Annotated in this window: 12 protein-coding genes and 1 pseudogene; 8 read left to right on the top strand and 5 right to left on the bottom strand. The window is 59.4% G+C overall.

The window, feature by feature from the left end; genetic code table 11:
* Window positions 1–25: 25 nt before the first annotated feature.
* The gene (locus tag M0D69_RS21465) at window positions 26–850 is read right to left on the bottom strand and encodes an AraC family transcriptional regulator (protein ID WP_301783923.1); all 825 of its coding nucleotides are present in this window, start codon (window positions 848–850) and stop codon (window positions 26–28) included.
* Between the two features lie 430 nt (window positions 851–1,280).
* Here M0D69_RS21465 and M0D69_RS21470 point away from each other — a divergent pair, with 430 nt between their 5' ends.
* From M0D69_RS21470 to M0D69_RS21480, 3 genes are all read left to right on the top strand, one after another.
* Window positions 1,281–2,159 carry a PhzF family phenazine biosynthesis protein gene (locus M0D69_RS21470; RefSeq protein WP_301783924.1) on the top strand — a complete coding sequence of 293 codons (879 nt, stop codon included), beginning with the start codon at window positions 1,281–1,283 and terminating at the stop codon, window positions 2,157–2,159.
* Entirely contained in the window at window positions 2,156–3,073 is a 918-nt protein-coding gene (locus tag M0D69_RS21475) for an ornithine cyclodeaminase family protein (protein WP_301783925.1), read from the top strand. Before M0D69_RS21470 ends, M0D69_RS21475 begins: the two co-directional genes overlap by 4 nt.
* Window positions 3,074–3,148: 75 nt before the next feature.
* Window positions 3,149–4,456, top strand: a complete 1,308-nt coding sequence (locus M0D69_RS21480) for a dicarboxylate/amino acid:cation symporter (protein ID WP_301783926.1) — start codon at window positions 3,149–3,151, stop codon at window positions 4,454–4,456.
* Window positions 4,457–4,471: 15 nt separating this feature from the next.
* Here M0D69_RS21480 and M0D69_RS43835 read toward each other — a convergent pair.
* From M0D69_RS43835 to M0D69_RS21495, 3 genes and pseudogenes are all read right to left on the bottom strand, one after another.
* Window positions 4,472–4,654, bottom strand: a pseudogene (locus M0D69_RS43835) (phytochelatin synthase family protein); the annotation flags it as partial.
* A 249-nt stretch (window positions 4,655–4,903) separates the two neighbouring features.
* Window positions 4,904–7,087, bottom strand: a complete 2,184-nt coding sequence (katG, locus tag M0D69_RS21490; RefSeq protein WP_301783928.1) for a catalase/peroxidase HPI — start codon at window positions 7,085–7,087, stop codon at window positions 4,904–4,906.
* 630 nt (window positions 7,088–7,717) lie between these two features.
* Window positions 7,718–8,827, bottom strand: coding sequence for a TQO small subunit DoxD (locus M0D69_RS21495; protein ID WP_301783929.1), 1,110 nt, complete (start codon window positions 8,825–8,827; stop codon window positions 7,718–7,720).
* 342 nt (window positions 8,828–9,169) lie between these two features.
* On the opposite strand from M0D69_RS21495, the gene M0D69_RS21500 reads away from it, so the two are divergent.
* The 5 genes from M0D69_RS21500 to M0D69_RS21520 all read left to right on the top strand — a co-directional run bounded on the left by M0D69_RS21500 (window position 9,170) and on the right by M0D69_RS21520 (window position 12,954).
* The gene (locus tag M0D69_RS21500) at window positions 9,170–9,424 is read left to right on the top strand and encodes a DUF4148 domain-containing protein (protein WP_301783930.1); all 255 of its coding nucleotides are present in this window, start codon (window positions 9,170–9,172) and stop codon (window positions 9,422–9,424) included.
* Between the two features lie 178 nt (window positions 9,425–9,602).
* Window positions 9,603–10,373: a ferredoxin--NADP reductase gene (locus tag M0D69_RS21505; RefSeq protein ID WP_301783931.1), complete on the top strand. Its 771-nt coding sequence runs from the start codon at window positions 9,603–9,605 to the stop codon at window positions 10,371–10,373.
* Window positions 10,374–10,431: 58 nt separating this feature from the next.
* Complete coding sequence (locus M0D69_RS21510; protein WP_301783932.1) at window positions 10,432–10,992, top strand: DsrE family protein; 561 nt, start codon at window positions 10,432–10,434, stop codon at window positions 10,990–10,992.
* 48 nt (window positions 10,993–11,040) lie between these two features.
* On the top strand, window positions 11,041–12,045 hold the full coding sequence (locus M0D69_RS21515) for a substrate-binding domain-containing protein (protein WP_301783933.1): 1,005 nt from the start codon (window positions 11,041–11,043) through the stop codon (window positions 12,043–12,045).
* 84 nt (window positions 12,046–12,129) lie between these two features.
* Window positions 12,130–12,954 carry a LysR substrate-binding domain-containing protein gene (locus M0D69_RS21520; protein ID WP_301783934.1) on the top strand — a complete coding sequence of 275 codons (825 nt, stop codon included), beginning with the start codon at window positions 12,130–12,132 and terminating at the stop codon, window positions 12,952–12,954.
* Window positions 12,955–12,986: 32 nt separating this feature from the next.
* On the opposite strand, the gene M0D69_RS21525 is transcribed toward M0D69_RS21520, so the two are convergent.
* Window positions 12,987–13,886 (bottom strand): LysR family transcriptional regulator, encoded by a 900-nt coding sequence (locus M0D69_RS21525; protein WP_301783935.1) that lies wholly within the window; start codon window positions 13,884–13,886, stop codon window positions 12,987–12,989.
* Window positions 13,887–14,007: the final 121 nt, after the last annotated feature.

The raw sequence follows: 14,007 nt of genomic DNA on the forward strand, positions 1-14,007 counted from the left end.
CTGACGTGGCTTATAAACTCAGTTGTCACTTCTTGAATGTGCCCGGCAACGGCTCGCCATATTTGCTGAAGAGCCGCGCGAGATATGACGGAGACTCGATACCAACCGCTGCCGCAGCAACCACCACCGTCGTGCCGGGCGACTTCAGCAACGACGCTGCACGCGCAACGCGTTGCCGCGACTGATAACCAACGACCGTTTCTCCCACTGACTCCCGAAAGATGCGAGTGAGATGACGTCGCGAGAGGCCGAACTCGTCGGCAACGCGGTCTATGTCCAACCGCTGTGAAAGGGTCGCGTCAAGAAACGCCTTGATGTCTTCTATCAGATCGCGGTGTGCATCGGCTGGCGCGAGGCCGGTTGGTTTTCCCGCCAGCCCCGCCTCGATGCACGCGGTCGCCACGACACGATCGACCAGATCCGAGCGGTAACCGGCAAAGTCGCTGGAGACGTGCCCGAGCTCAAGGCTTCTGAGACGCACGGCGCTCAACAACGGCCAGGGCGCGGGATAGACCATCACCTTGTCCTTCGACATCGCGCGACTCGCCTTCCCTTCACAAAACGCGACGAAATCGCTTTGGACATACACGGCGATATGTTCCTGCGCGCCACGATCGCCGTGCGTTTCGTGAAAGCGCTTCGGCGGAACAATGGCGAAGGACATCGGCGGAATGCGCACCGGCGCAGTGTTCGATTCTATGTTGAGCACAAGCAAGCCCGCCCTCGGCAGCAAGAACATGTACTCGTCATGTTCATGAAGCTCGGTGCAATAACCGGGAACCGACACGCGACGTACCGTCGAAACGCGATCGGGCGGAATGTGCGTAGAAGTAGTCGGATAGGTTTTCATGACGTCAGCGCTACTTCGTAATCGGTGAAACGCGTGCCTGCGTAGTCGCCGCGCGAGACAGACTCGAACCGAAAATACCTTGGAACTAGTCGACGCTGAACCAAGGCTCATGCGCCCAACCCAATAAGTGTACCGCCGCCATAAAGCCGTCGCTTCGCGCGGCGCATCACGTTAAAACGCTCCAATCATCCACATCCGCGTAAACCCCAAAGTCCGCAATCGTCCGATACGTGCGCGTTTCGAGTCCATGGCCCGATCGTGTTCACTCGTTGGCCCGATCGAAAGCGAAAAGTTATTTCGACAGAGGCATGCTCCGGCCTGAACACATCAGGAACCAAGCCATGTCAGCTTTCGCAAGCCTTCTTTCTACACGTTATTCAGCCACTCGGATTCTCAAAGCGATAAACACGACCTACCGCGCGGAGGTGCTGTGAAAAACATCGATCTCCATTTTGTGCGGGTGTTCGCAGCCGGAAAAGAGGGTGGCAATCCAGCTCCGGTCGTTCTCGGTGCCGATCATCTCTCCGATCACGAAATGCAATCCGTCGCCAAGACGTACGGGCATGAAAGCGCGTTTGTCTGCGTGCCGCACCACTCGCATCACACGTTCCGCTTCCGGTTCTTCGTGCCCGGTCACGAGATGGAAATGTGCGGCCATGCGACGCTTGGCGCGCTGTGGTTGCTTCGTCACCTTGGCGTATGGACCGCGAGCCACGCAACCATCGAGACGAGGAGCGGTATCGTAGATGCGCGACTCGACGAGGACACGCAAGCCATCGAGATCAGCCAGCCAAAGGGAATTGTCGAGGCGATCGATGACAAGGCGCTCGTTGCAGCGACGCTCGAAGTCCTGGGACTGCGAGAACAAGACCTGTTGCCGCTGAGCATTGTCAACGCATCCACCAGCCGGGTGAAGACGCTGATACCGGTGAGTTCCGTCGCTGGAATCCATGCGCTAAAGCCCTCGTTCGACGACGTCCGGATTCTCTGCGATGCACTCGGTTCCACGGGACTCTATCCGTTCGCGATCGACACACAACAACCGTTGTGCTTTCACGCTCGCCAGTTCCCCCGCTCTTCCGGGTATCCGGAGGATGCGGCCACAGGCATTGCCGCCGCCGCACTGTTATACGGCGCAAAACACTACGGTTTCCTTGAAGGAGAGACCGCCTGCGCGATCGTTCATCAAGGCTTCGCAATGGGCAAACCTTCGCGGATCTCCGTCGAGTTCCGTGATCAACGTCATGCCGATCAAGGATGCTGGATCAGCGGCCCAGTCGAACTCACCACCCTTCAGCCGGCGTCATGAACTACTACACCAATGATCAGATAGGCGAAGTGCTCGACGTGAGCACGGCTATGGAAGCCGTACGTGCAGCGTATGTCGAGCTGCATGACAACGAGGCTGCCGTGCAGGTTCGCACCCGCATTGCGTTGCCCCACGCGAAGTTCAGCACGATGGCCGCAATGCTGTCGTCGGCCGGTGTCGCTGCGGTGAAGATGTACACGACGCTCAATGGCCAGTTCCGGTTCTTCATCGCGCTGCTGTCGCTCGATGACGGCGCCATGCTTGCGATGATGGAGGCTGATTCGCTCACGCGCATACGAACCGCCGCCACGACCGCGCTTGCCGCACGATACCTCGCTAGGCCGTCGAGCAAGTGCCTTGGTATTTTCGGCAGCGGTGTTCAGGCGACCGCCCATGCCGAAGCAATCGCACAAAACTTCGACTTCAGCGAAGCGTTCATCCGCAGCAACGACGACCGGACCGCCGACGCACTCGCGCAGTTGCTGCACGACCGATACAACATCACAGCGACGCAGACGAGCGCACAAGAGACGGCTTCGGCAGACATCGTCGTGCTCGCCACGCGCGCGTCCGAACCGGTGATCCATGGCTCGTGGTTGAGTCCGGGTGCATTCGTCGCGGGTATCGGTGCAACACGGCCGGATCAGCGCGAGATCGACGATGCAACGATCGAAGCGGCCTCGGAAATTGTGGTGGACTGGCTGCAGCAAACGCCGTTCGAAACCGGCGATCTCATGCTGGCACCGAGGGATCTGCTGGCTCACAAGACGATGACGGACTTGTCGTCTGTGATTGCCGCAAACGAGATGCGCGGTGATGACAGTAGCGACATCATCCTTTACAAGGCCGTTGGCATGGCGCTTCAAGATGCAGCAATCGCTCATCTCGCCTATACGCAACTGATCACCCGATAGTCACTCGCGCTGACAACAGCACGCCTGACACGGCAATTTAGACGATCCCTCCAGGTTGGAAGGCAGGAGCCACCAATGAAATTTAATCTGACAGCACGAATCGTGTTGGGCATGTTGCTTGGAATATGCACCGGCTATTACTGTCACGCGACGTTCCCGGATCCGCAAGCAGCGAAAGAGGTAGGGAGTTACTTTTCGCTCATCGCAGAACTTTTTCTGCGCCTCATCAAAATGATCATTGCACCGCTGGTGTTTTCCACGCTGGTAGTAGGTGTAGCGAAAATAGGCGACGTCAAGTCGGTTGGTCGAATTGGCGTAAGAACGCTGGGGTGGTTTCTGGCAGCGTCGTTTGTGTCGCTTCTGCTCGGCACGCTGATCGCAAACTGGCTAAAGCCCGGCGCCACGCTTGGCCTGCCGTTGCCAGCCGTCACGGCATCGACCGGGCTGAGTGCGAACGCATTGTCGTTGAAGGAGTTTGTAGTACACCTCGTGCCGCGAAGCATCACGGAAGCCATGGCCTCAAATGAAATCCTGCAGATCGTCGTCTTCGCCGGCTTTTTCAGCATCGCGCTGGCGACGTTGGGCGACAAGGCGAAAGGTGTTGTGGACCTGCTGAATCAGATTTCGCATGTCATGCTCAAGGTCACCGGTTACGTCATGGCGCTGGCGCCCATAGCCGTGTTCGCCGCGATTGCCAATGTAGTCACTACGCAGGGTCTGTCAGTTCTTCTGACCTATGGCCGCTTCATGGGGGAGTTCTACGGCGGTCTGCTTACCCTCTGGCTGATGCTCACATTTGCTGGCTATCTGTTTATCGGCAAGCGCGTGTTCAGCCTGATCAAATATATTCGAACGCCAATGTTGCTCGGTTTCAGCACGGCCAGCAGCGAATCAGCCTATCCGAAGACGCTTGAGCAACTCGAGCGCTTTGGCGTGCCGAACAGGATTGCGAGTTTCGTTCTGCCGATAGGGTATTCGTTCAACCTCGACGGCACCATGATGTATTGCACGTTCGCCACCCTCTTTATTGCGCAAGCGTACAGGATCCATCTTTCCTTTCTTCAGCAAGCGTCCATGCTCGCGATTCTCATGTTGACAAGCAAAGGAATGGCGGCTGTTCCGCGAGCATCTCTTGTCGTTATTGCGGCAACGCTGGGGCAATTTAATATCCCCGAAGCGGGGCTTCTGCTGATCATGGGTGTGGATCCGTTTCTCGACATGGGCCGCACGGTCACGAACGTCCTTGGCAATGCCGTCGCATCCGTTGTCGTGGCGAAGTGGGAAGGCGAGTTGGGCGAATCGGTAAGCGGCGAAGACCTGGGTGTCGGGATTAAAGATATTGGCATAGTGACCATTTCCCCGGAGCAGCCGCACTCCGTGTAGCGCCGCGACCGTTGTCTACCGCTTACTGACGATCACCAAACCGCGCGAAAGCCTGCTTACGTTGTCGACGGCTTGCGAGCCTGCATACAACTGCGCGCTCGGGACCCAGACGGCCGGATACTTGTATCGCGCGACATCGAGTACGAGTGCGCTGTCGCTGGTGGCATCGAATGCTGCGAGCGGCGACCCGCACCCGCCGTTCGACGTCGCATCGCGTAACGGCAGCCTTGAAGGGTCAACGGTCATCCGCAGCGCTTCGGTCACAGGCAACTTGTCGGCCTTTGCAGACGTTCGCGGCAGACGTCGTTCAGTCATCCGCGAACGACCGCTTCGAGTCATTGAGCACCACCGCTCATGCCAACGAGCGACCGGCAAGCAAAAAGCGGCCGATCTTGCGACCGGCCGCTTTTGCTTCGGCATAAGACCTTTAAGGTCTATCGTCTGAGATCACGCAAGGTCGAAGCGATCAAGGTTCATCACCTTGTCCCAGGCCGCTACAAAGTCATGGACAAACTTCTCCTGCGCATCCGAACTTCCATAGACTTCAGCCAAGGCCCGGAGCTGGGCGTGTGAGCCGAAGATCAGATCGACACGACTACCGGTCCACTTCAGTTCACCCGTCGCGCGATCTCGCCCTTCAAACACGTCCTTAGCATCCGATACCGCCGTCCACTCCGTGCCCATATCAAGCAGGTTTACGAAGAAGTCGTTAGTCAGCGCCGCCGGCCGCTTGGTAAAGACTCCGTGTTGGGTCTGTCCATAGTTGGCGTTCAAGACGCGCAGGCCGCCCACGAGCACCGTCATCTCTGGCGCGCTCAGCGTTAGCAGTTGCGCCTTATCAACCAGCAGGGCCTCGGCCGATACGGAGAATTTACCCTTGAGGTAGTTGCGGAAGCCGTCCGCGATCGGTTCGAGCACGGCGAAGGCATCCACATCGGTTTGCGCCTGCGAGGCGTCCATGCGTCCCGGCGCGAAGGGAACCGTCACCGCATGACCGGCGTTTTTCGCCGCTTGCTCGACGCCTGCGCAACCAGCCAACACGATCAGGTCGGCGAGCGAGACCTTCTTGCCTCCGGACTGGGCGCTGTTGAACTCGCGCTCGATACCCGTGAGGGTATCCAGCACCTTCGCCAGGTGGGCCGGCTGGTTGACTTCCCATTCCTTCTGCGGCGCGAGGCGAATGCGGGCACCGTCTGCACCGCCACGTTTGTCGGAGCCACGGAAGGTGGAGGCCGACGCCCAGGCGACTGAAACCAGTTGCGAGACGGACAGCCCTGAAGCCAGGATCTTGCCCTTGAGGGCGGCAATGTCCTGCTCACCGATCAAATCATGATTGACCGCGGGGATGGGGTCTTGCCAGATCAGTTCCTCTGCCGGAACTTCCGGGCCGAGATAGCGTGCGTGCGGACCCATGTCACGGTGCGTCAGCTTGAACCACGCCCGCGCAAACGCATCGGCTAACTGATCCGGATTCTCGTAGAAGCGCCTTGAAATTTTTTCGTAAGCAGAATCGAATCGTAACGAGAGGTCAGTTGTCAGCATGGAGGGGGTATGGTGCTTGGATGGGTCGTGCGCATCCGGGATGGTACCTACCCCTGCGTCGCCCTTCGGCTTCCATTGATGCGCACCGGCAGGGCTCTTCGTCAGTTCCCATTCGTAGCCGAACAGGTTTTCAAAGAAGTCATTGCTCCACTTCGTTGGCGTAGTGCTCCAGGTGACTTCCAGGCCGCTGGAGATAGCGTCACCGCCTGAGCCTGTGCCAAAGCTGCTCTTCCAGCCGAGGCCCTGCTGCTCGATGCTGGCCGCTTCCGGCTCAGGCCCCACATGGGACGCAGGACCGGCACCGTGGGTTTTGCCGAAGGTGTGGCCGCCCGCGATGAGCGCAACCGTCTCTTCGTCGTTCATCGCCATGCGAGCAAAAGTCTCGCGAATATCCGTGGCCGCTGCGACCGGATCCGGGTTGCCGTTCGGGCCTTCCGGGTTGACGTAAATCAGACCCATCTGTACGGCAGCCAGGGGATTTTCGAGGTCGCGCACGCCGGAGTAGCGTTTGTCACCACCCAGCCAGGCGGTTTCCGAGCCCCAGTAGACGTCTTCTTCTGGCTCCCAGACGTCGACGCGGCCGCCGCCGAAACCAAAGGTCTTGAATCCCATCGACTCCAGCGCGACGTTGCCGGTGAGAATGATGAGGTCGGCCCATGAGATTTTCCGGCCATATTTCTGCTTGATCGGCCAGATTAGCCTGCGTGCCTTGTCGAGGCTGACATTGTCGGGCCAGCTGTTGAGGGGCGCGAAGCGCTGCTGGCCGGCACCGGCGCCGCCACGACCGTCACCGGTGCGATACGTGCCGGCGCTGTGCCATGCCATGCGAATGAAAAAAGGTCCGTAGTGGCCAAAGTCCGCTGGCCACCAGTCCTGTGAGTCGGTCATCAGCGCCAGCAGATCCTTCTTCACGGCCGCCAGGTCGAGACTCTTGAACGCTTCAGCGTAGTTGAAGTCCTTGTCCATCGGGTCGGACAGGGACGAGTGCTGATGCAGGATTTTCAGATTCAGTTGATTGGGCCACCAGTCTCGGTTCGACGTGCCGTCGCCGGCGGTGTGGTTGAACGGGCATTTCGCTTCAGTCGACATGTGCTTCCTCCTTGGATCGCTTGTACTCAACTACTCGGCTTCGCTTAGAGTTCGGTCAATGGCCTTACATGCTAATGTCTCGCAACTTAGGCCGGAAATAGGTTTTTTTGATGGCGATGCATCAAAAAACCTAAGACTGGGGCCTTCCCGTCGTGTCCGGTTAATGCCGTGGAGTAGCCGGAGATACCAGCAGCCTTCCCATTATCGCTCCGCGTGGCACCATGGCTTGCCCGCCCCGCGGCCGTGTATACCGAGACGGATTGATGCCACCCCAAAATTCCGGGTCACCTCCACGATACATGGAAGGGCTACAACGGGTCCGATTCCGGGCATTAGCTGCTTGACGAAGCAGACGTTCGTGAGTGTCGACTCGACTTTCACTACGAACGACCGCATCGGCCGATCAACAGCCGATTGCAGAAGGGTGCTCAAGCGGCAATTCGTCGGCCCTTGCGGTAGTTGGTTCACCAACGCCTCAATGGCCGGCATAGGTTCCGACGACGGTCGAGCAATCTTGGTGAGCGGCTGCTTTGATCGTCGTCGAACGGCAGTGCACGACCCCACTCCGGCCGCTGGATCCCGCGCCTCTTCAGCGGCAACCTGACGACTGGTGGCGATCGATCGGTACCATCAATGCGCGGCCCCTGATGCGTCTTGCAGAGATGTCGAAAAGACGCGTCCATCGACATCCGTCAGTTGCAATGTCCGTGCGCTGACGGTTGCGCCCGTATGAACGGTCGGCGCCGGCAATGTGACCGTCGAAGCAGCGCCCATCGCCGCGCGCAGGCCGAACGGACCCGGGCCGAATTTGTTATAGGCGTAGTCGTTGTTGAACGCAGTCTTTGGCATCTTTGAGAGTGCCTCGGCATTCCATTGCGCGACGGGTGCCCTGTTCGCATCGAGCAATTCAGCCGCGACGATGTGCACCGGCGCCTCGGCGGTCCCGGCATCGAGCGCAACATGAAAGCGCACGCTTCCATCAGCGAGAACGGCCGCGCGAGCCAATGTCAGGTGATGGGCGGTCGGGCTGATAGGGCCGCTATGAAACGGCGTCACGACGGAACCACGGTAGTAGCTGTACGTCCCAACGTTGAACACGACTACAAAGGTCAATACCGCGAGCGCGAGGCTGCGAAAGCCAGTATCCGAAAGCGGCAGTGCCCTGCTGCCCGAAGCCCATTTGAACCAGCCGCTGTCTGCCCGCTGCGGCTTGTTGCGCAGCAGGACATTGTCCAGCGACCAGACGCCGCTGCCTCCCAGCATCAACGTCGCACCCATGGCAAGATTGCAGGCCGCCATCGTCCATTCGTCGATGCACGTCGCCCCCTGCCAGCCGAACATCAGCATGAGCAATACGGAAAAACCCATTGAAGCGAGCGCCGCGGCGCGCGTAAAGAGGCCCGCCATCAGCATGAGCCCGACGATCAGTTCGGCAGCACTGAAGAGAATCACGCCGCCATACAGCAGATAGAAGTGATGCAGCATGAAGCTGATCACATGGTCCATACCGAGAAGCGCTCCTGGCATCGCCGTCTGGAACTTGTTGGCCATCCAGTGTGCGGCATGCGGATTGAGCTTACCGGGCGCATAAATGAATCGCCGCGAACCTCCGCCCCAATAGATAAAGCCCTGAATGACACGGACCGACATCAGGGAGATGGCCGAAATACGCCACGTACGCCGGTCCTGCTCGCTCGCAGCGCGTTCGTGACCGGCAGCATGGTATGCAATTGAACCCATACATGAACCTCTGAAGTGAATGTTTGTGATCTGACTGGAGGTTCGCGGCCCGCTCTGGCAGTGTCCCGGAATGACCAATCATCGCTGTGCAGCGTATAGAAGGCGGGGCATCGGTAAAAATACATTAATGGCATTGGCGCCATAATTTTTTGGTATCCAACTTGACGACATCGAGTTTTTATATTTGACCCATCAAAAGGCACCTATATACGCAACGCATGGCAGAGATATCACTATTGTATTTTTCATGAATGACTCGTGTCCCTACACTGGGTTCATGCACTCCCAACGATTAATCAATCGCAACGAGCCGCACAACTCACCCAACTGTAGAGACCGGAAATGAGCAAGATCTTCTCTTCTACCATCCCCGTCGCATTGACACTCGCAGCATCGCTGCTCTGTTCGGCAGCACATGCTGCTCAACAAGACGCAGGTGCATCGCAGCCGCAAGTCTCCCAGACCCAGCACCTGCCCTCCGATGCCGCTGCCCAGCAAGCGCACGGGCTGACGCGCAAGCAGGTCTACGATCAGTTGGTTCAGGCAGAGAAGGACGGGTCGCTAGCACGCATAAACACCCTGTACGAGGGAGGCTGAGCGTATCTGCGCACTCACTCATGCATAGATTCGTAGTCCGTATCGATATCGAGCGATGCATCAGCTTTACGTGTCTCACAACAGATAAACCCGCAGCGCCGGGACTGGGCGCGACGGGGGCGGCCGGACAGGTCCGCCTCGCGCGATCTCCTACCTGCGCTCGCCTCACATTGCAGCCATGAGCAACCTGAATCCGCAAACCGTACTGTCCGTTCACCACTGGACGGATACGCTTTTCAGCTTCACCTGCACGCGCGATCGGTCGTTTCGCTTCGAAAACGGCCAGTTCACCATGGTGGGTCTTGAAATCGACGGCAAGCCGTTGATGCGCGCCTACAGCATTGCAAGCGCGAACTACGATGAAGAACTGGAATTCTTTAGTATCAAGGTTCCGGACGGCCCGCTCACGTCGCGACTACAGCACCTGAAGAGCGGCGATCCGCTGCTGATTGGCCGCAAACCGACCGGCACGCTGATCGCCGATAACCTGCTGCCCGGCCGTGTGTTATGGCTGCTCTCCACCGGCACGGGCCTCGCGCCGTTCATGAGCGTGATTCGCGACCCGACGGTGTACGAGCGCTACGATCACATTGTGCTGACCCACACCTGCCGGTACGTCCGTGAACTTGCCTATCGCGACTACATCATGACCGCGCTGCCTCAACACGAGTTCCTGGGTGAGCAGGCGCGTGAGCAACTGATCTATTACCCATCTGTCACTCGCGAGCCATTTGCGAACACCGGCCGCATTACCGATCTGATCGACACCGGAGCGCTGTTCGCCGACACCGGACTGCCGCCGTTTTCGATCGAGCGCGACCGGATCATGTTGTGCGGTAGCTCCGCAATGCTGCGCGACACGCGCGTACTACTCGAAGCCCGCGGCTTCGACGAGGGTAATCAGTCGGCCCCAGGACACTATGTGGTCGAGCGGGCCTTCGTTTCATGACCAGGCCGGCAAGCCAGCGTCATTCACCTTTGAACCATCTCCATTACGAGAACCAATCATGAACAAAATCAAAACTTTTCTCGCCACCGCTTTGGTTGCGCTCGCCTCTGTATCAGCACACGCCGCGCCGGCGGATCCAGCCGGCTTCTGGACGACACCAACGATTCAGGGCTACGGAAACATTCACTATCTGCCAGACGGTGCGTTCAAACCGCAGCCTGGCCACACCTACAAGGTAGTCTTTGCGATGACGCAGGGCACCGCACAGCCTGACAAAGTCAACCCGGCGCTGGACCACGTGGCGCGCACGGTCAACCTCTATGTAGCCGCAGGCGTGCCATTGGGCAAACTCAAATTCGTTGCAGTTGCCTATGGCGCGGCAACGCCGCTCGCACTCGACGATGCGCACTACCGGTCAGCGTACGGCGTGCCCAACCCCAATCTCCCGCTAATCGGGGAACTCAAGAAAGCCGGCGTGACAATCGCGGAATGCGGGCAGGCGGTGGCTGAACATCATTTCCAGTATGACTGGATCGATCCGGATGTAACGCTCGCGCTGTCCGGCCTGACCACCGTCACCACCCTTGAACAGCAGGGTTACGCGTTGATGCCGCTGTAAGCGCCCATTCGGCACGCGTGCCATCTTTGATCATCCGGAGTCCACAGCATGTTCACCAATAACCGAAAAACTTTCGCCGCATGCATGATGAGCGCCATCGTCATCGGGTCCGTCCATGCCGAGGGCGCGCCGGCCATCGGCACCACCGGCATCACACATAGCCAGAGCGTCTATCCGCCGTGGCAACACGGCGCGAACAACGACAGTCTGGAACGCGGCTTGTCGTTCACCGAACCCGACGCGGACAATCTTGCCGATTTCCATGGGGACCCCATTCATCCTTCGCTGGTGCTCTATGTCGGCGGCAACTACTTCTTTGCGATGGCGCCGCTCGTGCAGGCGTTCGAGACGCATTATCCGCAGTACAAAGGCCATGTCTACTGGGAGACGATTCCGCCGGGCCTTCTAGTGAGGCAGATGGAAAACGGTGGCACAGTCACGGTCGGCAACATGACCTGGACTGTCCCGGCTGATGTGTATCTTGCAGGGCTCAAGGCCGTGCAGAAGCAGATTGACGCGGGGCGTTTGCAGGCGCCGGCGGAGCCGTATGTGACGAATACGCTGACCATCATGGTGCCAGCGGACAACCCTGCCCATATCACCGGACTCGCCGATCTCGGCCGGCCCGAGGTCCGGCTGGCGATGCCGAATCCCAAATTCGAGGGGATTGCACGGCAGATCAAGACGTCGCTCGAACATGCGGGGGGCGACACGCTGCTCAACGACGTGTATGGCACCAAAGTCGCCGACGGGTCAACCGTGCTGACGCACATCCATCACCGGCAGACGCCGCTGTGGATTATGCAGGGCAAGGCGCAGGCAGGTGTCACCTGGCAATCCGAAGCGATGTTCGAGGAACAGGCCGGCCATCCCATCAGTCATGTGGACATTCCTGCGGCCGACAACACGACGGCAATCTATGCGGGGGCCATGACAACGCATGCGCCTCACACCGAGGCGGCTCAACGTTGGCTGGACTTCATCCGCTCGCCCGCGGGGCTCGCGATCTTCGAACGGTACGGGTTCAAGCCCTACCAGGCTAACGCCGGATGAACGCGCCTGCCACCAGCTTGCATCTCGTGCCGGGTTGCCCTCGGTAACCCGGCGTCCACTCATCTTCCAGTCCGGGATCGCTCCGTGAACCTCCATCAATTCCGTTTCGTACGCGAGGCGGTTCGTCAGAAGCTCAATCTGACTGCTGTCGCCAAAACCCTCTACACGTCACAGCCTGGCATCTCGAAGTCGATCATCGAACTCGAAGACGAACTGAGCATCGAGATTTTTACGCGCCATGGCAAGCGGCTGAGCGCCGTTACCGACCGGGGCAAACTCGTCGTTGCGGCAGCAGAGAGAATTCTTCGCGAGGTCGAAGCCCTGAAGCGCCTCGGCGCGGATTATCTGGCTGACAATCAGGGGGAACTGATCATCGCTGCCACCCATACGTACGCTCGCTATCTGCTGCCCAACGCGATCGCACTGTTCAGGTCGAGCTTTCCAAAGGTCCTGGTTTCGATCCTGCAAGGCTCGTCCAGCCAGGTATCAGCGATGATCCGCAACGGCAAAGCCGACCTCGTGCTGACGCCAGGGGACCTGTCCGAAGACGACACGCTGCTGGCGCAACCTTGCATGATCTCACGTCCCGTCGCGGTGGTGCCGGCCGGTCATCCTCTTGCCGGACGAGCCCGGCTCGAGTCTGACGATCTCTCGCGGTTCCCGCTGATCGTCGACGACGACATGTTCAGGCCGCGGGAGATATTCAGGCAGGGCAACCGTGCGCCCAATGTCGTGCTGCGCGCTGCCGACGCGGAAATGGTAAAGACCTACGTCGCACTGGGGCTGGGCGTCGGTATCGTCGAGGACATGGCTTTCGATAGGGAACGCGATTGCAGCTTGCGCGCGTTACCCTTCGACCACGCCGGCGTCTTCGCGCGAACACGTCGGGCAGGCCATGCGAAACGCTGATGCCAACGTGACAGATTTCGCGACGAACAACGTTACCCCGCTGCGGCATCCGACGCGACCCGCGCCAGCACCAGGTCGAAAAAAGCCTGTGTACTCGGCGACAGCGACCGCCCCTTGAGCCACACCATGTGCAGCGGGCGCTCGATGCGAAGATCATCCACTTCGAGCACCGTCAGCTCGCCGCGGCGCAACTCATCCTTCACGCTGAGCAGGGAAACGTAAGCGATGGCGTTCTGCGCAAGGAGCATCCGCTTGATGGCTTCGGTGTCGCTGACGGACATCAGCGGGTCGACTTGCAGACCGATATGCCCATAAGCCTCCTCGACAACCGCGCGCGTGCCCGAACCGGGTTCACGCAGAATGACCGTATGCGCAGTCAGATCGGGCGGCGATAACTTCTGTCCGGCACGCGGATGTCCAGCCGCGGCGACCGCGACAATTTCGTCGGCCCCGATCGGACGGGAATGCAGAATCGTGTTGTCGAATGGTCCCTCGATGAAGCCAAGCGCAAATGCATGGTCACGCAAACCGGCTTCGACTTGCTCGGTGTTGGTGACCGTCAGGTCGATCGCGACCTGAGGGTGGCTGGCGTTAAATTGCGCAATCATGCCCGGCACGAGATACACGCCGACCGTCGCGCTTGCACCTATCCTCACATGCCCAGCGCTGAGACCGGCCAGCTCCCTCAGTTCCCACTCCGCCGCGTCGGCGAGCGAGAAAATCTGCTCGGCATAGCGGAATAGCGTCGACCCCACGTCGGTGAGCGCAACGCCTCGCGGCAGCCGGTCGAACAGCACAAGTCCGAGCCGGTCCTCCAGCTCCCTGATTTCCCGCGTGACCGCTGGCTGGCTGACGCGCAGGCGCTCGGCCCCCGCGCTGACGCTACCGGCGCGCGCAACCTCGAAAAACGCGAATAGATGAGTAAAGTTCACTAGAGTTGCAATTCCCGGAAACAGCGCATGCACTGGGCCATGCCACAACGGCTGTACCTGTCGCGAAGCTTTCCGAAGCGACGGGGACAAAGCCGTCGCCGACAGGCAACGTTCTCGGTCG

The organism is Caballeronia sp. SEWSISQ10-4 2, from assembly GCF_030464885.1.
Taxonomy (GTDB): Bacteria; Pseudomonadota; Gammaproteobacteria; order Burkholderiales; family Burkholderiaceae; genus Caballeronia.